This window comes from Nitratireductor sp. WH36-1 (assembly GCF_058725515.1).
This window is the reverse complement of the sequence record NZ_CM178970.1, coordinates 1,858,246-1,878,546: the sequence shown is the minus strand read 5'-3', so window position 1 is coordinate 1,878,546 and position 20,301 is coordinate 1,858,246. Positions and strand designations below refer to the sequence as shown.

Annotated in this window: 18 protein-coding genes; 3 read left to right on the top strand and 15 right to left on the bottom strand. The window is 62.4% G+C overall.

Annotation, left to right across the window (positions count from 1 at the left end; all coding sequences use genetic code 11):
- Window positions 1-24: 24 nt before the first annotated feature.
- The 14 genes from AC4PTT_RS08875 to AC4PTT_RS08810 all read right to left on the bottom strand — a co-directional run bounded on the left by AC4PTT_RS08875 (window position 25) and on the right by AC4PTT_RS08810 (window position 16,348).
- On the bottom strand, window positions 25-1,509 hold the full coding sequence (locus AC4PTT_RS08875) for a peptidoglycan DD-metalloendopeptidase family protein (RefSeq protein WP_432516231.1): 1,485 nt from the start codon (window positions 1,507-1,509) through the stop codon (window positions 25-27).
- Between the two features lie 203 nt (window positions 1,510-1,712).
- Window positions 1,713-2,366 carry a protein-L-isoaspartate(D-aspartate) O-methyltransferase gene (locus AC4PTT_RS08870; protein ID WP_283800867.1) on the bottom strand — a complete coding sequence of 218 codons (654 nt, stop codon included), beginning with the start codon at window positions 2,364-2,366 and terminating at the stop codon, window positions 1,713-1,715.
- Entirely contained in the window at window positions 2,363-3,121 is a 759-nt protein-coding gene (surE, locus tag AC4PTT_RS08865) for a 5'/3'-nucleotidase SurE (RefSeq protein ID WP_206546364.1), read from the bottom strand. Before surE ends, AC4PTT_RS08870 begins: the two co-directional genes overlap by 4 nt.
- Before the next feature lie 4 nt (window positions 3,122-3,125).
- Window positions 3,126-4,409 (bottom strand): serine--tRNA ligase, encoded by a 1,284-nt coding sequence (serS, locus tag AC4PTT_RS08860; protein WP_492162528.1) that lies wholly within the window; start codon window positions 4,407-4,409, stop codon window positions 3,126-3,128.
- Between the two features lie 68 nt (window positions 4,410-4,477).
- Window positions 4,478-5,263 carry a twin-arginine translocase subunit TatC gene (gene tatC, locus AC4PTT_RS08855; RefSeq protein ID WP_283800913.1) on the bottom strand — a complete coding sequence of 262 codons (786 nt, stop codon included), beginning with the start codon at window positions 5,261-5,263 and terminating at the stop codon, window positions 4,478-4,480.
- A 52-nt stretch (window positions 5,264-5,315) separates the two neighbouring features.
- Window positions 5,316-5,951 (bottom strand): Sec-independent protein translocase protein TatB, encoded by a 636-nt coding sequence (tatB, locus tag AC4PTT_RS08850; protein ID WP_492162527.1) that lies wholly within the window; start codon window positions 5,949-5,951, stop codon window positions 5,316-5,318.
- A gap of 52 nt (window positions 5,952-6,003) precedes the next feature.
- Window positions 6,004-6,228 carry a twin-arginine translocase TatA/TatE family subunit gene (locus tag AC4PTT_RS08845; RefSeq protein WP_113155475.1) on the bottom strand — a complete coding sequence of 75 codons (225 nt, stop codon included), beginning with the start codon at window positions 6,226-6,228 and terminating at the stop codon, window positions 6,004-6,006.
- 35 nt (window positions 6,229-6,263) lie between these two features.
- Window positions 6,264-7,382 (bottom strand): ABC transporter ATP-binding protein, encoded by a 1,119-nt coding sequence (locus tag AC4PTT_RS08840; RefSeq protein ID WP_492162526.1) that lies wholly within the window; start codon window positions 7,380-7,382, stop codon window positions 6,264-6,266.
- A gap of 53 nt (window positions 7,383-7,435) precedes the next feature.
- Window positions 7,436-8,167 (bottom strand): SMC-Scp complex subunit ScpB, encoded by a 732-nt coding sequence (gene scpB, locus AC4PTT_RS08835; protein ID WP_113156343.1) that lies wholly within the window; start codon window positions 8,165-8,167, stop codon window positions 7,436-7,438.
- The gene (locus AC4PTT_RS08830) at window positions 8,160-8,966 is read right to left on the bottom strand and encodes a segregation and condensation protein A (protein ID WP_204360910.1); all 807 of its coding nucleotides are present in this window, start codon (window positions 8,964-8,966) and stop codon (window positions 8,160-8,162) included. The genes scpB and AC4PTT_RS08830 overlap by 8 nt, the downstream gene beginning before the upstream one ends.
- Window positions 8,967-9,026: 60 nt before the next feature.
- Window positions 9,027-10,046: a beta-N-acetylhexosaminidase gene (gene nagZ, locus AC4PTT_RS08825; RefSeq protein ID WP_206548875.1), complete on the bottom strand. Its 1,020-nt coding sequence runs from the start codon at window positions 10,044-10,046 to the stop codon at window positions 9,027-9,029.
- A 91-nt stretch (window positions 10,047-10,137) separates the two neighbouring features.
- On the bottom strand, window positions 10,138-13,191 hold the full coding sequence (locus AC4PTT_RS08820) for an SPOR domain-containing protein (protein WP_492162525.1): 3,054 nt from the start codon (window positions 13,189-13,191) through the stop codon (window positions 10,138-10,140).
- A 111-nt stretch (window positions 13,192-13,302) separates the two neighbouring features.
- A complete protein-coding gene (gene argS, locus AC4PTT_RS08815) occupies window positions 13,303-15,060 on the bottom strand; it encodes an arginine--tRNA ligase (RefSeq protein WP_206546367.1) in 1,758 nt (585 codons plus the stop codon).
- A 67-nt stretch (window positions 15,061-15,127) separates the two neighbouring features.
- Window positions 15,128-16,348 carry a deoxyguanosinetriphosphate triphosphohydrolase gene (locus AC4PTT_RS08810; RefSeq protein WP_113155481.1) on the bottom strand — a complete coding sequence of 407 codons (1,221 nt, stop codon included), beginning with the start codon at window positions 16,346-16,348 and terminating at the stop codon, window positions 15,128-15,130.
- A 170-nt stretch (window positions 16,349-16,518) separates the two neighbouring features.
- Between AC4PTT_RS08810 and erpA the strand changes: the two genes are divergently transcribed.
- The gene (gene erpA, locus AC4PTT_RS08805) at window positions 16,519-16,869 is read left to right on the top strand and encodes an iron-sulfur cluster insertion protein ErpA (protein WP_206995185.1); all 351 of its coding nucleotides are present in this window, start codon (window positions 16,519-16,521) and stop codon (window positions 16,867-16,869) included.
- A 199-nt stretch (window positions 16,870-17,068) separates the two neighbouring features.
- The gene (locus tag AC4PTT_RS08800; RefSeq protein WP_224873587.1) at window positions 17,069-17,509 is read left to right on the top strand and encodes a cupin domain-containing protein; all 441 of its coding nucleotides are present in this window, start codon (window positions 17,069-17,071) and stop codon (window positions 17,507-17,509) included.
- Window positions 17,510-17,567: 58 nt separating this feature from the next.
- Here the strand turns inward: AC4PTT_RS08800 and AC4PTT_RS08795 are convergent, their stop codons facing one another.
- A complete protein-coding gene (locus AC4PTT_RS08795; protein ID WP_206552315.1) occupies window positions 17,568-18,947 on the bottom strand; it encodes a uracil-xanthine permease family protein in 1,380 nt (459 codons plus the stop codon).
- 269 nt (window positions 18,948-19,216) lie between these two features.
- Between AC4PTT_RS08795 and AC4PTT_RS08790 the strand changes: the two genes are divergently transcribed.
- A complete protein-coding gene (locus tag AC4PTT_RS08790; protein ID WP_492162524.1) occupies window positions 19,217-20,284 on the top strand; it encodes a polysaccharide deacetylase family protein in 1,068 nt (355 codons plus the stop codon).
- Window positions 20,285-20,301 lie beyond the last annotated feature (17 nt).

Here is a 20,301-nt window from a genome sequence, read left to right as displayed (position 1 = left end):
TTTTTCTCGTTATTCAGGGAACGTCTATTCCAGATAACCCGTCGGGTTGACCGGCGTGGCGTCCTTGCGCACCTCGAAATGCAGTTTCGGGCGCTCGGCGCTGCCGCTCATGCCCGACAGGGCGATTTCCTGACCGCGCCGGACCTTCTCGCCACGCTTCACCCGAAGCGCGCTGGCGTGGCCGTAAACCGTCACCATGCCGTTGTCATGGCGCACCAGAACCGTGTTGCCGAATTCCTTCAGCCCGTCGCCGGCATAGATCACGACGCCGTTTTCGGCTGCCTTGACCGGCGTGCCTGCCGGAACGGCAATGTCGATGCCGTCATTGCGCACGGAACCCGAGGTGCTGCCGAAGTCCGAGATGATTCGACCACGCGCCGGCCAGCGCAGCTTGCCGATGCCGGTCGAGTCCGGCGCAACTTCATTGCTCTGCTTCGCCACGGCGGCAACCTGTGTCTGAGCCTGCGTCGAGGTTTTCACCACCGGTGCAGGATCGCGGGTCGTGGCGCTGGTCGTCGTGCGGTCAACCGTCTTCGGAGCCGCTGCAACCTGCGTCGGCTGGCTCACATTGCCGGACGGGATGGTCAGAATCTGACCGACCTTCAGATAACCATCGGCAAGACCATTGGCCGCCTTGATGTTCGCGACGCTCGCACCCGTCTTGCGGGCAATGCCGTAAAGCGTGTCGCCCGAAACCACGGTGTAGGAACCGGCAGAAGCCGTCTTGGCCTGCACCGGCGCCGTCTGGCTGTTCGTATTGGCGTTGCTCGCGGCATTGTTCGTTTCAGAACCCTGCGGGCGCGGCTTGGGCCGGGGCGTCTCGCGCAGAACCGCGAGGCGCTCCTGCGGCTCTCTCTGAGGCGTCGGCTCATTGGGAACAGGCTGCGGCGCAGCGGCCTGACGCTGCGTGGCCGCACCATTGTCAGATGCGGCAGCCGGTGCATTGCCCGAATAGGCATAGCTCGGGATCATCAGCGTCTGACCCGTGCGCAGCTGCGATGCGCTGGAAAGATTGTTTGCGCCCAGAATGGCGGCAACCGGCACACCGAACCGGCGCGACAGGTTGAACACCGTCTCGCCTTCGCGCACCGTAATCGTCTGGCCGCCGCCCTGCCCGGTCTGCGCAGGCTGGCGCGTCACCGATCCGGTCGACGTGCGGTCAAGCTGCGGCTGCGCCGGTACGGGCGCTGCGGCAACGCGTGCCGGCTGCGGCTGCGACGGCGCGGGAAGCGCCTGGCGCTGTACGTTGGAAGCGGTCTGATTGGTCAGGTCCACCGGCCGGGTCGCTGCGCGAACCGGTGTGTTGGTCGGCGCGGGCAGAGGCTGGCTGACGGCACCGCCCACGAGACCGTTCGGCCGCGGGCTGGAGCCCTGACGGCTGATCGAACCCGTGTAGGTGGTGTCAACACCGCCGACATCGCCCGGATAGGGCTGGCTGGCAGGGGCCATGGCCACCGCCCGGTTGGTCGACCGTGCATCTGCAAAATCGCTGGACTTGAAGCGGGACACATCGGAACTGCATCCTGCCGCAACGCCGCCCATCAAAATGACAGCGGCTCCGCGCAACATAGCGCGATCGAAACTCCGTGTAATGCAACGCATGTGACTACCCGCGTACCCAATACCTGAACACGGGCAATTAAATCGCGTTAATGTTACTCAGCGGTTAAGCTGCGGGCAGATTTTGAGATGAACGCCCCTCGCCGGGGGCGTCAGATGGCCTCGGCAGCGCTTTTGAAAAGAGGCTGTAACCGCACGTTTTCAAGGTCTGTGCGCTCGAAACGACTGCCAACCTTGGCCAGTTTCGTCATCATCTGCACATCGTCGCCCGGTCCGATTGGCGCGACCATAATGCCGCCGGTGGCAAGCTGGTCGACGAAACGGCGCGGCAATTCATCGAAAGCGGCCCACACGATGATTCGGTCGAACGGCCCGTCGGAGGGTGCGCCTTCGCAACCGTCTGCATGCCGGGCCGACACATTGGTGAGGCCCAGATTCTCCCAGCGCAATTGTGCTTCCACACCAAGCGTCTTGTAACGGTCGAGCGTGAGGACCCGGCCCGCCAGCCTCGCGATCACCGCAGCGGTGAAGCCCGACCCCGTGCCGATCTCCAGCACCCGGTGCCCGGAAGAGAGTTCCAGCGCATCAATCGCCCTTGCCTGCAGGTCGCAGCCTTCTATGGCCTCGCCACAGGCAATCGGCACCATGCGCTGCGACCACGCCGCCGCATACCATTCCGATGGAAGAAAGCCTGCGCGCGGCGTCGCCTCCATGGCGGCAAAGAGTTCCTTGCCGCCAATTCCGCGTGCGCGCATGCGCAGCATGAACGCGGCAAAGCTCTCGCGCTCCTGCCCCGCTTCGTTCATGCCAGAGCCTTGGAAAGCTGGTCACGCACTTCATGCGCCGTCAGGTCGAGATGCAGCGGCGTCACCGAAACATAGCCGTCACGGATCGCTGCCTGATCGCTGCCCTGGCGAATATCGGCCTGCTGGCGGCCGAAGCGCAGCCAGTAATAGGGATAGTTGCGCCCGTCGCGGCGCTCTTCCACGTTCAGCCCGTGCACCATCTTGCCCTGTGCGGTCACCAGAGTGCCCTTGGCGTCTTCCGGCGCACAATTGGGGAAGTTGATGTTGATCAGAACGCCTTCGGGCATGGGCCGGTCGATCAGCTTCTTCAGAAGCGGCGGCGCAAGCGCCTCGGCGGTTCCGAAGGGAATGTAGCGGCTTTCGTCGGTGACGTCGTAGGCCTGGCTCAGCGCAAAGGACGGAATGCCCAGAAGCGTCCCTTCCATCGCACCGGCCACGGTTCCGGAATAGGTCACGTCATCGGCAATGTTGGTGCCGTTGTTGACGCCGGACAGGATCAGGTCCGGCGGCGTGTCCATCACGTGCCGCACGCCCATGATAACGCAATCGGTGGGCGTGCCGCGTAAGGCAAAATGCCTGTCATCGATCTTGCGCATCCTGAGCGGCTCCGACAATGACAGCGAATGGGCAAAGCCCGACTGGTCGGTTTCGGGCGCCACTACCCAGACATCATCGCTCAAAGTGCGGGCGATACGCTCCAGCGTCGCCAGTCCTTCTGCGTGAATGCCATCGTCATTGGTCAACAGAATGCGCAAAGTCTCAATCCTTCGATGCTTCGATTTTCTCCAGGCCGCCCATATAGGGTTTGAGGGCTGACGGTATCGTGACACTGCCGTCCTCATTCTGGTAATTTTCCAGAACCGCGATCAGCGCACGGCCAACAGCCGTTCCCGAACCGTTGAGCGTGTGCACGAAGCGGGTCTGCTTCTCGCCGGTCGCACGGTAGCGCGCATTCATGCGACGCCCCTGGAAATCGCCACAGACCGAGCAGGACGAGATTTCGCGATAGGCATTCTGCCCCGGCAGCCAGACTTCCAGATCGTAGGTCTTGCGCGCGCCGAACCCCATGTCGCCCGTGCACAGAACCATGGTGCGGTAAGGCAGGTCGAGCTTCTTCAGCACGGTCTCGGCACAGGCCGTCATGCGCTCATGCTCGTCAATCGATGTTTCGGCATCGGTGATCGAGACCAGCTCGACCTTGTAGAACTGGTGCTGGCGCAGCATGCCGCGCGTGTCGCGTCCCGCAGAACCCGCTTCCGAACGGAAGCACGGCGTCAGCGCGGTAAAGCGCAGCGGCAGCTTGTCGCCTTCCAGAATTTCCTCGCGCACGAGGTTGGTGAGCGAGACCTCAGCCGTCGGGATCAGCCAGTGATCGTCACCGGCGCGGAACAGGTCCTCGGTGAACTTCGGCAACTGCCCGGTGCCGAACATTGCATCGTCACGCACCAGAAGCGGCGGCTGCACTTCCGTGTAGCCATGCTCCTGCGTGTGCAGGTCGAGCATGAACTGGCCAAGCGCGCGCTCAAGGCGGGCAAGCTGGCCGGAAAGCACCGTGAAACGCGAGCCCGAAAGCTTTGCCGCGCGCTCGAAATCCATCAGGCCGAGCGCCTCGCCGATCTCAAAATGCTCTTTCGACCAGTTGGCGTGCTTCGGCTCGCCATGCCTGCGAACTTCGACATTGTCGTTTTCGTCCGCGCCAACCGGCACGTCTTCGAGCGGGATGTTGGGAACACGCGCCAGCGCATCGTTGAGCGCGGCGTCGTGGCGGCGCTCTTCAGCCTCGCCATCCTGAACGAAACTCTTCAGCTCAGACACTTCGGCCTTCAGCTTCTCGGCGAGATCCTTGTCGCCGGATGCCATGGCCTTGCCGATTTCCTTGGAGGCGGCATTGCGGCGCTCCTGCGCCTCCTGAAGCTTCGTCAGGTGCTGGCGGCGCGCTTCGTCAAGCGCCAGGAGCTTCCCACTTTCAGGGTCCGCGCCGCGCTTTTTGAGCGCTTCGTCCAGCGCCTGCGGGTTCTCGCGAATCCATTTGATGTCGAGCATGTCTGATTTCCAATCGCGGAGAGATTGCAGTGAACCGCCCCGGGACAGACAGGAAATGACCTGCTGAGCTAGGCGGTCGGCTGGTCCGTCTCGCCGGTGTCGTCCTGCGCGTTCGCTTCCTTCTCGCGCTGGCGCTCGACCATGCGGGCGGCCCAGATGGCAATTTCGTAGAGAAGGATGGTCGGAAGCGCAAGGCCGATCTGGCTCACCGGATCCGGCGGCGTGAGGATCGCCGCAGCCACGAAAGCCGCCACGATGGCGTATTTGCGCTTGTCGGCAAGCCCGGTCGAGGTCAGGAGCCCCACCCGCGCCATGAGCGTCGTCACGACCGGAAGCTGGAACACGAGGCCGAACGACAGGATCAGCGTCATGATCAGGCCGAGATACTCCGAAACCTTGGGCAACAGAGAGATCTGCACCGTGTTGTCAGGCCCCACCTGCTGCATGGACAGGAAGAACCACATCACCATCGGCGTGAAGAAGAAATAGACGAGTGCAGCGCCGATCAGGAACAGGATCGGCGAGGCAATCAGGAACGGAATGAACGCGCGGCGCTCGTTGCGGTAAAGCCCCGGTGCGACAAACTTGTAGATCTGCATGGCGATCACCGGGAAGGCGATCACCAGGCCGCCAAACATGGCCAGCTTGATCTGGGTAAAGAAGAATTCCTGCGGCGCGGTGTAGATCAGGTCCACCTTGTCCGCGTCGAGACCGGCCCACTGGGTCGCCCACTGGAACGGAATCACCAGCAGGTTGAAGATCTGCTTGGCGAAGAAGAAGCAGACCAGAAAGGCCACGAAGAACCCTCCGATCGCCCAGATGAGCCGCGAACGCAGCTCGATCAGGTGATCCATCAGCGGGGCGGAAGACTGATCGATGTCGTCGTCTCGTTCGGCGTTCACGACATTAGGCTCCGCTGGTCTTCTTGGTGGCCGGACGCTTCGCCGCGCCAGCCGCAGTGGTCTTGCTGGCGGCCTTCGGCTTGGCTGCCGCTCTCGGCTTTGCAGCGGCCGTCTTGGCTGCCGTACTTTTGGCTGCCGTGCTCTTTGTCGAAGTAGCCTTCGTCGACGCCGCCTTTGTTGAAGTAGCCTTCGGCGACGTCTTGGCAGACGTGGACTTCGCCGGAGCCTTGGCGGCTCCATCCTTCCCCTCGCCCGGCATGCGGGTTGCCCCGGCCTTGGCCGGTTCCGCCGCATGCGTCTCGGTCGAGGCCGGAGGCCCTGACTTTGCCGCCTGCGGCTTCATGGCCTCATCCAGCCCGGAACGAATATCACGTCCCACCTGCTCCAGAGGGTTCAGGTGCTTCTTGATCTCGTTGCGCGGATCGAGCTTGCGCGCGTCGTCCACGATAGACTTCACGTCATCAAGCTCGGCTTCCTGCAGCGCTTCATCGAACTGCTTGCGGAAATCGCCAGCCATGCTGCGCAATTTGGACGTCGTGCGCCCGAATGAGCGCAGCATACGCGGCAAGTCCTTCGGCCCGACCACGACGATCAGGACGATGGCGATCACCATGATTTCGGGCCAGCCAAGATCAAACATAAGTCACCGGAAAGAGGGGCAGGAAGTTTATCCGCAGCGCATCAGCGCCGAATCAGCCGGACTTCTTCTTGTTCGGCTTGCTTGCGTCCTTCACCGGCTCGTCAGCCTGATGCTCGACCGTCTTGGTCGTGTCCTCGTCATCGTCGGACATGCCCTTCTTGAAGCTTTTGATGCCCTTGGCCATGTCACCCATCAGCTCGGGGATCTTGCCGCGACCAAAGAGGAGCAGCACCACGACGAGCACGATGAGCCAGTGCCAGATTGAAAAGGAACCCATGATCAGTCTCTTTCACCAATTGCCATTGATTTGATTTATGCGCTTTCGCCCGATTGTTCAAACGATTGTCTCGCAAACACAAGCACATCGCTCGGGACGACATTCAGCCATATATCGCGCACGCCCGGCTCCAGATGTCCACAGCGCACACGCGCCCGGACATGATGATCCGCGCCGGGAATGGCGAGTTCGAGAAATTCCACCACGCCGAGGAACCGGCGCGAGATGATGCGGGCAGGAACGGCCCCGCCCTTCTGGTCCACCTGGAAGCCGGAAAGGCGCACCGCGACCGTTGCCGCAGCCCCCTCTTCCAGCCCATCGGCGGAAAAACGTCCAAGCGGCGTTTCCACCGCGCCTGCATGAACCCGCCCCTCGAATTCGTTGATCTCGGAGAAGAAACCCGCAACGAAAAGATCGGCAGGACGGTGATAGAGTTCTTCGGCGGTGCCCACCTGCACCAGCCCGCCATCCTTGAGCAGGGCGATCCGGTCGCCCATGCGCATGGCCTCCTCGGCGTCATGCGTCACCACGACGGCCGTGGCGCGGCTCTGGCGCAGGATCGCAAGCGTTTCGGCGCGCACATTGTCCTTCAGGCGCGAATCGAGCCCGGAAAACGGCTCATCCATCAGGAGAACCGCCGGACGCGGCGCAAGCGCACGCGCCAGTGCAACGCGCTGCTGCTCGCCACCGGACAGAACATGCGGATAGGCGTCGGCATAGCCGTCAAGCCCCACACGCTCCAGCGCGTTCATCGCCTCCTGCCGTGCCTCGCCGCCCGACAGGGCTGTCAGGCCAAAACGCACATTGTCGAGAATCGTCAGATGCGGAAACAGCGCGAAATCCTGGAACACCAGGCCGATGGAGCGTTTCTCCGGCGGCAGGAAGACATCCGGCCCCGCAATCTCCCGCTCATTGAGGAACACCTGCCCGGCGCGCTGCGCCTCGATGCCGGCGGCAATGCGCAGAAGCGTCGTCTTGCCGGAGCCGGAAGGCCCCAGAAGGCACAGCACCTCGCCCGGCTCGGCCGAAAGCGAAACATCGCGCAGCGTCTGGCCGCCCGAAGCGTAGGAGTGGCTGATGTTCTTGAAGGAGAGACGCGCCGCAAAGCTGACGCCGGCTGTCCTGCGCGCCGAACTTTGCTTCTTACTGTCCATGCACCGGTATCCCTGGATGGATCGCAGGCGGCCCCTGTCCCGCGGACCTTCCGTCAATCATCCTCTGCGAGCGGTGTCAACAGACCGAGCTCTTCCAGGTCGATATCCGTCAACGGATCTTCATCTTCTGTGAGTTCATCGGGATCTGTCATGGGCTGGGGAACGGCAAAATTGGCCGGCATGCGGGCAGAAAGCAGCCCCGCGCCCTTCAACTCTTCGATCCCCGGCAGATCACGCAGTTCCGCCAGACCGAAATGGTCGAGAAATTCCGTGCTGGTTCCGTAGGTTACCGGCCGTCCGGGCGTGCGGCGGCGACCGCGCATCTTCACCCAGCCCGTCTCCAACAGAATGTCGAGCGTGCCCTTGGAGGTCTCGACACCGCGGATTTCTTCGATCTCCGCCCGTGTCACCGGCTGGTGATAGGCGATGACCGCGAGCATCTCGAGCGCGGCGCGCGACAATTTGCGCTGCTGGACCGCATTGCGGCTCATCAGGAAGGAAAGATCGCTCGCCGTGCGAAACACCCAGCAATCTTCCACGCGAACCAGATTGATGCCGCGCTTTTCATAGTCGCTGCGCAGTGCTTCCAGCGCCTCGGCAACATCCGTACCCTGTGGAAGCCGCTCGACCAGCGCCCGCTCGGGCACCGGTTCGGCGCTGGCAAAGATGATCGCTTCGACCATGCGCTTGGCTTCCACCAGATGCGGCGAAACAGACTTGCTCTCTTCCCTTTCCTCATCGCCGTCATTGGCGACAAACGGAACCACATTGCTGTTTTCAGTCATCATAGCCCTCGAACAGGCTGGCGGGAGCCTTCTTGCCCGTGCGCATATAGATGGGCGCAAAAGCCTCCTGCTGCCGGATTTCCAGCGCGCCTTCGCGCACCAGCTCCAGCGAAGCGGCAAACGAACTGGCCGTCGCGGTCGCCCGCTCCTCGGCATTGGTCATGTAACGGATCAGAAAATGATCGAGCGCCGTCCAGTCGCCAAAATCGCCGATCATCCGCACCAGAATGTCGCGCGCCTGCTTCAGGGACCAGACGCCGCGCTTGGCGATGCGCACATTGGTCACCGCGCGCCGCTGGCGCTGCGCAGCATAGGCCGTCAGAAGATCGTAGAGCGAAGCGGAGAAAGCGCTCTGCTTCTGCACGATCACCGGCTCGGGCATGCCGCGCGCAAACACATCCCGGCCAAGCCGGTTGCGGTTCACGAGCCGCGCTGCCGCATCACGCATCGCCTCAAGCCGTTTCAGGCGAAACTGCAGAAGGGCCGCCATCTCCTCACCCGTCGGCTCTTCGTCCTCGGGTTTCTTGGGGATCAGCAGGCGCGATTTCAGATAGGCAAGCCAGGCCGCCATAACCAGATAGTCGGCGGCCAACTCCAGGCGCATCTTGCGCACCTGTTCGATGAAGGCGATGTACTGCTCGGCGAGCGCCAGAACGGAAATGCGCGCCAGATCCACCTTCTGTGTACGCGCCAGATGCAGCAACAGATCGAGCGGGCCTTCAAAGCCCGCCACATCGACCGTCAGCGCAGGCTCCGACACCCCGTGATCATCGGGTTTGTCGTCCCACAGCTTCTCCATGGGAGCCGGTTTGACGGCTGTCTTTTCAGCACTCTGCGCCAAGCGTTGTGGTTCCTATCATCAGGCGACCGCCGCGAAGCATTGCTCGAATTCCGCCCGCGCGGCCAATTCTTCAGTGTCGTCACCCGGTGTCAGGTACGCCATGGCGCGGTTCGCACGCTCCAGGCTCTTGCCCGACAATTCCGGCGCTTTTTCGGCGACGGCCTTCATTTCCGGCATGATGCCGTGACAGTGAAGGACGAGATCACAGCCTGCCGCAAGGATTGCTTCCGCACGATCCGAGAAATCCCCAGAAAGTGCGTGCATCGAGACGTCATCGCTCATCAAAAGCCCGTCAAAGCCGATTTCGCCGCGAATGATCTCCTGCACCACCTTCTCGGAAGTGGTCGCCGGACGCTCCGCATCGATGGCGTGGAAAACGATATGCGCGGTCATGGCCATGGGCAGATCGGCAAGCGCCTTGAACGGCACGAAATCATGCGCGCGCAGCTCGTCCAGCGAGGCCGTCACCTCCGGCAGCGCCTTGTGGCTGTCGCAGAACGCGCGCCCGTGACCGGGCACATGCTTCATCACCGGCAGCACGCCACCGGCCATCAGGCCGTCACTGGCCGCGCGTCCGAGCGCAATCACCGCCTCTGGATCATGCGCATAGGCGCGGTCGCCGATCACGTCATGCGCGCCGGCAATCGGCACATCGAGAACCGGCAGACAGTCAGCGGTAATGCCGTAGCGCTTAAGGTCCATCGCGTGCAGACGCGACATCAGCCAGGCAGCGCGCACGCCGGCCTCGGGATCCTTGTCGTAAATCCTGCCAAGCTCCGAAGCCGTCGGATAATTGGCGGCCATGGGCGGTCGCAGCCGCTGCACCCTTCCGCCTTCCTGATCGATGAAAACCGGCGCATCCGGCCGCCCGACGCTGTCGCGCATGGAGGCGACAAGGTCACTCAGCTGCCCGGCCTCCGCGATATTGCGCGCAAAGAGGATGAACCCCCAGGGACGCTCGTTTCGATAGAAGGCGATTTCGTCCGCCGTCAGCTTGGTCCCGGTCGCGCCGAGGATCATGGATTTTGATTCGCTCATGCCCACAGGATAGCCGGGCGCACGAATCTGGAAAAGAAAACAAAAAACCGCCGCGCAATGGCGGCGGTTTTGACTGGAGTGTCTGCGAAACCTACTTCGAGACGAAGCAGCTTCCGCCAGCCGATTTGAGCTGCGAGCAGAGACGGATTGCATCGTCCTTCGAAGAAGAAGGAATGCGCACACGATAGTAAGTGCCCTTCCCTGCGATCTCCGCCTTGACGATGTTCACGCCCTTGCCGGTCAGCAGGTTCCCGTAGCGCTGCGCCATGTCCTGATAGGATTTTTGCGCCGCTTCCACGGTCGGCTGCGAAGAGATCTGCACCGACCAGCCATCCGTACCGGTGGTCACCGGTGCGGGAGCCGGAGCCTGTGCGACAGGCTGCGTCGGCTGGCTCGGGGCTGCGGCCACCTGCGAAGACTGCTGCTGTGCAGCTGGCTGCTGCGGCGCCGCCGGCGCTGCAGGCCGCGATGTCGGCACCGGCGCCTGCACATTCGGGGCGGCGGCCGTTTCGCCGGCACCCGTCTGGGCTGTGCCGGAAGCAGGCGCATTCTCACCGGCTGCCGCCAGCCTTGCGTCAGGCGCAACCTCTTGTGCATTGCCGGTCGCAGCAGGCGCGCCCGCCGTTTCCGTCGCCGTCTGCACCGGAGCTTCCGGCTCGCGCGGAACAATCGTTCCGTCGGGACGAACCACCATGGTGCGCACGCGGCGCGGGGTCATTGCCGTCACCGGCTCACTGGTCGGCGCTGCGGTGTCGCCTGCATTCGGATCAAGACGTTCTTCCGACTTCGGTGCGGCAAGCGGAACCTCGACGGGCTCCTCTGCCGTGGACACCAGGCGCTCCTGCGCGGGATCGCTGTCCGTCTCACCACCGGTCACACGCTGATAGACCTGATTGTCCTGATTGGGGACCTGCTGGCCGCCCGGGTTTTCAGGCTTCACCTTGACCGGATCACTGTCCGCGCGAACGACCGCCGGGGCCGTGTTGTCATCGCCGCCACCGGATCCCAGTGCGAAGAAGGCAATCGCGCCAACCACGGCAACACCACCAACCGCAGCCGCGATCAGCGTGTTGCGACGGCTCTTGAGCGGGTTGGAGCGCGAGGCCGCAGCCGCAGCAGCTGCCGCTGCGGGCGCTGCCGCCTGTTCTGCCGGCGTAAATTCGTCGACGGGCTCGTCCCAGGGCGTCATGGCCGGGGCAAATCCATCCGCAGCTTCCGCACGACCGGAAACCGCCGCACCGGCATCCCTGCCCGCAGCGAAATCATCGTCGAACTCGCCGGTTTCGGCAAAGCTGTCGGCAAAGGCCGTCTCGAAGTCGAAATCGTCCTGCGGACGCCGCGGCTCATCGCCCTCAAGGGCAGCTGCGGCATAGGCGTCTCTGGGAATGGACGATGCCGGCGTTTCCTCGACCGCGCTTCTGGTCTCTGCACGCTCGGGCAGGCTTTCGCTATCGCCGAAAGCACGCGCCAGCGCCAGTTCCAGATCATCCGCCTCGGCTGCCAGCGCATGCTCCGGCTCGCTCACGAATTCCGGGATGTGGGCGGAATCGGTAACGGGAACGCGCTCATTGCCGGGAACATCGACCGTATCGATGAACGGCGTGCTGGCTTCGCTGCCGCCACCATAGCTCACATTCGGCTGCGGCTCTTCAGGCTGCTGCCAGAACGGAATGGACGATGCCGGTGTGGTCTCGGTTGCCTCGGGCGCGACTGGCTCATGCGTCTCGACAGACTGGAGAGCCTCGGGCGCTCCAAAATCAAGATCACCCCAGTCGAAGCTCGTTTCGGGGGTCGGTTCTCTCTGCGGCTCCATGACGGGTTCCGCCACCTCCTCTTCCGCAAGAGCCCCCGCAGTCAGTTGCTGTTCGAGACTGGCCGCAAAATCATGGTCATCGCCAGCCATGTCTGCATCGACAGTACCAGACTTTTCAGCCCCCTGCGCAACGGAATTTGCGAAGGCCTGAGGCGAAAGATAGGGATCCGCACCGCCCGAAACCCGAACGGCGTCGGCAAGAGCCGCCGAAATGTCGGTGGCTGGCGGCACGTCGATTTCGGAGAATGTCGATGCAACATCCCCGGCAACGGCATCCGCCGTATCCGTGTCCTCAGAAGGCATGCTTGCCCAGGCGTCGGGCTCCGGGAACATGTCCTCGTCCTCAACGCCCGCTCCAGTGGGAGTGGCGGAAGACGTGATGTCGGTCTCGACCGTCTGCTCTGGCTGCACGTCCATGGGTTGCGTGACCATGGGCTGGGAGTGCATGGACTGTGTGTGCAGGGGCTGTGCGTGCACGTAACGCGTATCGGCCGCGTCTGATTCGACCGGCTGAGCGGATACGTCGCTCACCTGCCAGTTGTCGGCTGCAAGCGAAGCTTCAAGATCATTGTCGAGCTGGGCAAAATCGCTCTCATCGAACGTTACGACCGGCTCCTCGGCTGGCTCCGGCGCGCTTTCCTCGATGGGCTGCTGCTCTTCCGCAGCGAAGGACGCAAACTCACGGGCGCTCGCATCAATGTCGAACTCGGAAAAATGCTGTTCGATATCGTGCGGGTCAAAAGCCGGAGGCGCTTCATGGCCCTGACGGGCCTCGGGAGCCTCGGGCGCTGCAAACGCATCGTACTGCGAAACCTGTTGCGGCTCCGGAGCAGCGGCTGCCGACGCGCGCTCCATGGAAGGCTCAAACGACGGTTCGGGCTCTGCCATGGAAGCGGCCGGGGAAGCGGAAATGTCTGCCGACACGGCTTCCTCCACGGGCTCGAGGCGCATTTCGCTCTCAAAGCTCGCCGCAAAGGTCTCGTCGAGTTCATTTGCCATGTCGGAGGCAAGATCCACTTCGGGCTCCTGCTCCACCACTCCGGGCTCTTCAGCCGCCGGCGGCGCTTCGAAGCGCCAGTCCTGCGTCTGCATTTCCGGACGGCTGTGGTCTTCGGCCGGTTCTTCGCGAACCTCGTCGGAAAACTCCGCCAGGTCGCCCAGCAGCTCGTTCTCAAGCTCGAGGGCGAGATCATCGCCCTCCTGCCCTGCTGCATTGCCAGAATCCTCGGCGCGCCGTGGATCATGCCCCATGATGCGGGTCAGTTCCGCAAACGGGTCATCATCAGCAAAAACGGCGCTATCCGCACGTTGGTTCGGGCTATGATCTGCCATACCTTTTTCCGCACTCACACTCGGTAGACGCCCGCGACGTCATACAATTGTCGGGTACCAGCGCAATGTGGGCAAAAGGTGACAGACGATCGCACCCCTTTCGGGATGAGATTAGCGCATCTCTGAAGGCGCCTCGGCCCCGATCAACGCAAGTCCGGATGTGAGTACATCACGAACTGCCTGCACCAGACCCAGTCTGGCGTAGGTCAATTCTGGATCGTTAACCTTAACAAAACGTAAGTCGTCTGTCTCGCTGCCGCGATTCCACTGAGCGTGGAAGAGGCTCGCCAGGTCGTAGAGGTAGAATGCCAGCCTGTGCGGCTCCATCGCCTGGGCTGCACTTTCGACCAGACGCGGGTACTCGGCGAGCTTGCGTACAAGCGCCATTTCGCCCTCGTCGGAAAGCTTCGAAAGCTGCGCCTTCATCTCCTCACGGCCGAATTCCGCAATGCCCAGCTGCTCGCTCGCCTGGCGGAAAGCCGAGTGGCTGCGCGCAGATGCATACTGCACGTAAAAGACCGGATTGTCCTTGGACTGCTCGGTCACCTTCTGGAAATCGAAGTCGAGCGGCGCATCGTTCTTGCGATAGAGCATCATGAAACGGATCGGATCACGCCCGACCTCGTCCACCGCCTCGCGCAGGGTCACGAACTCGCCTGCCCGCTTGGACATGCGGACCGGCTCACCGCCACGGAACAGCTTCACGAGCTGGCAAAGCAGCACCGTCAGCTCGACCCTGTCTTCGGCCAGCGCCCGCGCCACGGCCTGAAGCCGCTTCACATAACCGCTGTGATCAGCGCCCAGCACATAGATCATATGCTCGAAGCCACGATCCAGCTTGTCCTTCATATAGGCCACGTCGGCGGCAAAATAGGTGAAGCTGCCGTCCGACTTCATCAGCGGACGATCAATGTCATCGCCCACTTCGGTGGAGCGGAACAGGGTCTGCTCGCGGTCTTCCCAGTCTTCCGGCTTCTGCCCCTTCGGCGGCGGCAGCTTGCCCTTGTAGACATGGCCCTTCATGGTCAGATCGTTGATCGCGGAACGGATCGCCCCGCCATTGCCCTCATGCAGCGAACGCTCGGAGAAGAACACGTCGTGGCGGATGTTCAGCGCGGCGAGATCGTCGCGGATCATCTGCATCATGCTCTCGACCGTCCTGTCCTTGACGATCGCCATCGCGTCTGCGGACGGCATTTCCAGAAGCCGGGTGCCATATTCGTCCGCCAGCGCCTTGCCGACCGGCTTCAGGTAATCGCCCGGATAGAGACCTGCGGGGATTTCGCCGATGTTCTCGCCAAGGGCCTCGCGGTAGCGCACCATGACCGACTGGCCGAGCACGTCGATCTGCACGCCCGCATCGTTGATGTAGTACTCGCGCACCACGTCATAACCGGCGAAATCGAGCAGATTGGCCAGCGCATCGCCAACCACCGCGCCGCGGCAATGGCCCACATGCATCGGGCCGGTCGGGTTGGCCGACACATATTCCACGTTCACCTTCTCGCCCCTGCCGAGCTGCGAACGGCCATAATTCGTGCCAAGATCAAGCATCTCGCCAAGCCGCGCCTGCCAGAAGCTGTCGCTCAGCTTCAGGTTCACGAAGCCGGGACCGGCCACGGAGGCAACCGCCACATCCGGATCGGCCTCGAACGCCTTGGCGATCTTCTCGCCCAGCGCGCGCGGATTGTCGCCAACGGCCTTCGCCAGCACCATGGCTGCATTGGTCGCCACATCGCCATGGCTGGCGTCTCGCGGCGGCTCCACGGCGACGCGCGAAAGGTCAAGCGGCTCACCGTTGCTGGCCTGCAGGCCAAGGGCTTCAATGGTCTTTGCGACCCGATCCGAAAAATCGGCGAAAATGTTCATGGACGATGTCCTGAAAAAGGTTCGGTTGAAAGATACCGTCCGCCCGGTGGCGGAATTGCGGTTGGCACTAGCTCAATTCAGGAGTCTGGTCAAACAGACGTCGATGTTCCTTCACCGCGTAGGTGTCGGTCATGCCGGCCAGAAAATCGGCCACATGCCGCGCCTTTTCAGCGTCTTGCGCCACATCCAGCCCCTCGCGCCAGCCCTCCGGCATTTGGCGTGGATTGTCGAAATAAGCGTCGAACAGGTCCTTCACGATGCGGTCGGCATTGGCCCGCACCGCCACAACCGTCTCATGCCGGTAGAGATTGGCATAAAGGAAGCGCTTCAGCTCCTTTTCATCCGCCGCCATGCCGTCGGAGAAGGCCACAATCGTCTGTCCCGCATCGTGCACATCGTCCGCATTCGCGGGCTTCAGTTCTTCCAGACGCTGCCTTGACGCCACGATCACATCCTCGACCATCACCGTGATCTGCCGGCGCATCAGCTCATGCCCGCGCCGCACCGGATCGAGATCGGGATAGCGTTCCTCAACCGCGCTCAGAATTCTTCCCGGCAGGCCAACGCCCGCCATCATGTCGAGCGTGAGCAGGCCCGAGCGCAAACCGTCATCGATGTCATGGGCGTTGTAGGCAATGTCGTCGGCAATGGCCGCGCACTGGGCCTCGATGCCCGCATAGCGCGCCAGCTCCAGATCGTGCCGCGCCACATAATCCAGAATGGGCTGCGGCACCGGCCCCTCGAGCCCCCTGCCCTGTGCATCCATCAGCGGGCCATTGTGCTTCACCAGCCCTTCCAGCGTTTCCCAGGAAAGGTTCAACCCGTCGAACTCGGCATAGCGGTTCTCAAGTTCCGTCACGATCCGCAGCGACTGTGCGTTGTGATCAAACCCGCCCCAGCGCGCCATGCATTCGTCGAGCGCATCTTCGCCCGTATGGCCGAATGGCGTGTGGCCGAAATCGTGAACCAGCGCGATGGCTTCCGCCAGATCCTCGTCGCAACACAGCGCCCGCGCCAGAGCGCGGGCGATCTGCGCCACCTCGATGGAATGGGTCAGCCGCGTGCGGTAATGGTCGCCCTCATGGGCGATGAAAACCTGCGTCTTGTGCTTCAGCCGGCGAAAAGCGGTCGAATGGATGATCCTGTCGCGGTCACGCTGGAAAGGCGTTCGTGTCGGGCTTTCCGGTTCTGCAAAAAGTCGCCCGCGCGAGGCCGCCGGGTCCGTGGCGTAAACCGCCCTTGGCCGATACCCGAAGCCGATGTCCCGCAAACCCTGTTCACTGTTCATGATCCGCCACACCGTTGGGGCAGACCGTTTCAGGCCTGCCGCTGTTGCTGTTTCAACCCCAACCGCACCACTCGGACAAACCCGACTGCGTTGCTCAGGTTGACTTGCCGCCTGCGGCTTCATACCTATTCCATGAACACGAACGCAAGGTGACCGTCAGGACAACCACCATGGGCATGGACGCGGGAACGGAAATGAAGAGCGTTGAACTGACCGAGGCTGCGGCCCGGCGCATTACCAGAATCCTCAAGGACGAGCCGGGCAAGATCGCCCTGCGCGTGTCCGTCGAGGGCGGCGGCTGCTCCGGTTTCTCCTATGCATTCGACCTGGTCGGTGAGCGCAATGAGGACGACCACGCCATTGAGCGGGACGGAGCCACCGTCCTGATCGACGATCTCTCGCTGGTCTATATGGGCGGCTCGGTGATCGATTTTGTCGACGACCTGATCGGCCAGTCCTTCCAGATCAGAAACCCGAACGCCGTCGCCTCCTGCGGCTGCGGAACCAGTTTCTCCATCTGATCCAAAGATCCTTTTCAGACAAAAGCGTCGCGCACCCTGCGCGGCGCTTTTTTTTCGTGCGCATTTTCCGGCGCATTCTTTCCGTGGGCGCTCTGTCACAGCCAGAACCCGATTGACGCAGCGGCTGAACCCGTTACAAGGGCGACCGCCTCAATGGGTATTTTTATTCAACTATATATTTGTTTTAAAAGGTTATTTCATGAACAGACGAGATATGGCGGGGCTTCTCGTGCTCCCCGCATTGCTGGCGTCAATGCACACGCCCGCCCGCGCCGACGATCAGGCTCCGAAGGCCGATTATCAGCGGGTCCAGCCGCTCCTCGACACGAAGAGCACCATCCTTGATCAGAAGCTCATCTACCCGAATGGCGAGGCCGAGCTGAAGGCGGTCGTGGTCACGCTGATGCCGGGCGAGGAAACCGGGCGTCACATGCACACGGTTCCCCTGTTCGGTCACATTCTGGAAGGTGAACTCGCCATTCAGTACGAAGGCGAGGAAGAGAAGACCTTCAAGGCCGGCGACAGCTTCATCGAGGCGCTCAACACATGGCACAATGGCCGCGTGGTGGGCGACAAGCCGGCCCGCATTCTCGCCGTCTTCATCGGCAACGCAGAAACGCCGCCCGTCATCCGTCCCTGAGAAGCCCCAGTCCTGACAATTGTGCGTCTTCGGGACAATGCCCCGAAGACGCATGCACTCATGCTTCGTTTTCGACACCAACCTCTTCAGGCAGGATCAGGTTAAGGACGATGGCCAGGAATGCCGCCGGCAACAGGCCGGAGGTCAGCAGGATCTGCGCCGTCTTCGGCAGGTGCTGGAGTGCTGCCGGCTCCATCTGAAGCCCGAGCCCGACCGAAAGCGACACGGCGAAGATCACCATGTTGCGGCGGTTCCAGTTCACTTCCGAAAGCATGTTGATGCCCGCTGCCGCAACCATGCCGAACATCACGATCACGCCGCCACCCAGCACCGTGATCGGCACAGTCGAGATGATTGCGCCCACCTTGGGGATCAGACCGCAGACAATCAGGAAGACCGCGCCGCAGGTCACCACATGCCGGCTCATCACGCCCGTCATCGAGATCAGGCCGACATTCTGGCTGAACGAGGTGTTCGGCAGACCGCCGAAAATGCCGCCAATGGCCGTTCCAAGACCATCGGCATAGGTCGCACCGGAGATTTCCTTCTCCGTCGCCTCACGGCCCGCACCACCCTTGGTGATGCCCGACACGTCGCCCACGGTCTCGATGGCCGAGATGACCGCCATGAAGCACATGCCGATGATTGCGGGCGCAGCCAGTTCAAAGCCCCATTTGAAGGGAACGGGAACTGCCACCCAGGATGCATTGCCAACATTGGAGAAGCTCACCATCCCCATGGCGAGCGCAACCACATAGCCGGCGATGAGGCCCAGAAGCACGGCTGCAATCGACCACATGCCGCGCGCGAAGAATTTTAGCAGAAGCGTCACGACAACCACGACCAGCGCCACGCTCCAGTTCTGAAGGCTGCCATATTCCGGCTTGCCGATCAGCGGCACACCGCCTGCCGAATACTGGATGCCCACCTGAATGAGCGACAGGCCGATCATGAGAACGATCAGACCGGTCACCAGCGGCGGCAGCGCAAAGCGCAGGCGTCCGACAAAGCTGCCCAGGAAGAAGTGGAAAATGCCACCGATCACGACACCGCCCATCAGTGCGCCCATGGCGGCCACGCCCTGCCCGGCCACGACCGGGATCATCACCGGCAGAAAGGCGAAGCTCGTGCCCTGCACGATCGGCAGCCTTGCGCCCACCGGGCCCATGCCAATTGTCTGAAACAGCGTCGCGATGCCCGCAAACAGCATCGCCATCTGGATCATGTAGATCAAATTCGGAAAGTCGGGCGAGTTGGAGCCAAAACCGAAACCGGCCGCTCCCGCCACGATAATGGCCGGCGTGACGTTCGAAACGAACATCGCCAGCACATGCTGAATGCCCAGCGGCACCGCCTGCATCAGCGGCGGCGTATAATCTGGATTGCTCAAATCAGCCCGCGATAAAGCATCGCCGGCGCGCTCCATTGTCTGTGTCATTTCGTTCCCCGGTTGTGTTTCAGATTTTCTGAAATCTTTTCTTGAAATCATCGGGCACAATGGGGCGCGCAACTATCTATAATTTTTTGAAAGACAGACACGGATTCAAACAGTAAGCGTCCGCAGCATTGAAGCTTTTCGCGAAGGAAATTCTTCAGCTTTTTCTGTTTGGATCGCCTTGTTCCCAGCCCTGACCGGACCGGGCTCACATGAGCCCGGTCCCACCGTTCAAAATCAATGCTAGCCCGCGGAAAGACGCCGAACGCCTGATGCTGCCACTCCAAGCCCTCAAGAGATCCGCTCGCTACGCGTTGATCCGGGCTGGCCTGGAAGGTTCAGCCATTGCCCTAAGGACAGGCCTGCCATCGAAAACGCCGGCACGCGGCGTCATCTTCGCCCTGCATCACGTGGATCCGCAGACGCCGCCAGGCTGGACGCCCAATGCGTGGCTCAGCATCACGCCCGCTTTTCTTGAAGAAGCGATCAACGCCGCGCGCACGCAGGGGCTCACCCCCATCGCGCTCGAAGACCTGCCCGAACGCCTGGCCGACGAGAGCGACACACGCCGCTATGTTTCTTTCACGCTCGATGACGGTTATCGCGACAATGCCCGCTTTGCCGCGCCCGTGTTCCAGCGTCACGGCATTCCCTACACGATCTTCATCACCTCGGGCTTCGTCGAGCGCAGCCGCTCGATCTGGTGGAAGACGGCGCAGGAAATCACCATGTGCTGCGAAACGGTCGACCTCGCACGCATCGGCGTCGATGGGCGCGTGAGCGCCGGCACCCGCATGGCCAAGATCGCCCTGTTTGACCGGCTGTCGGATCTCGTGACGGATGCGCAGGACGAAGAAGCGGCAATCGCGCTGCTGGACGATCTTGCGCTGGCCCATGGCGTCAATCCGCTGGAGATCACCGAACGCCTCACCATGAGCGCGGAAGAGCTTGCCGATCTTGCAGGCGATCCACTTGCCCGTTTCGGCGCGCACACGCTGACCCACGCCAATTTGCGCAAGGTCAACGACGCCCGCCTCCATCAAGAGCTTTCCGCCTCCGCCTCGAAGCTTCGCGGCTATGTGGGCGTTTCTCCCACGACCTTCGCCTATCCCTATGGCTATCCGTCCGCCGTCGGCGCACGCGAAATCGCCGCCGTGGAACAGGCGGGCTTTGCCGCTGCGGTCACCACGCAGCCCGGCCTGCTCTTGCCCGGCGCACGCGACGCGCTCGCAGCCCTGCCCCGCGTCTCGCTCAACGGGTTCTATCAGCGCCGCCGCTATGTCGAGGCGCTTCTCTCCGGTCTGCCCTTCCGCCTGCGAGGCAGCCCGGCCGCGCAATAGGGCGCGCAAGGCATGGG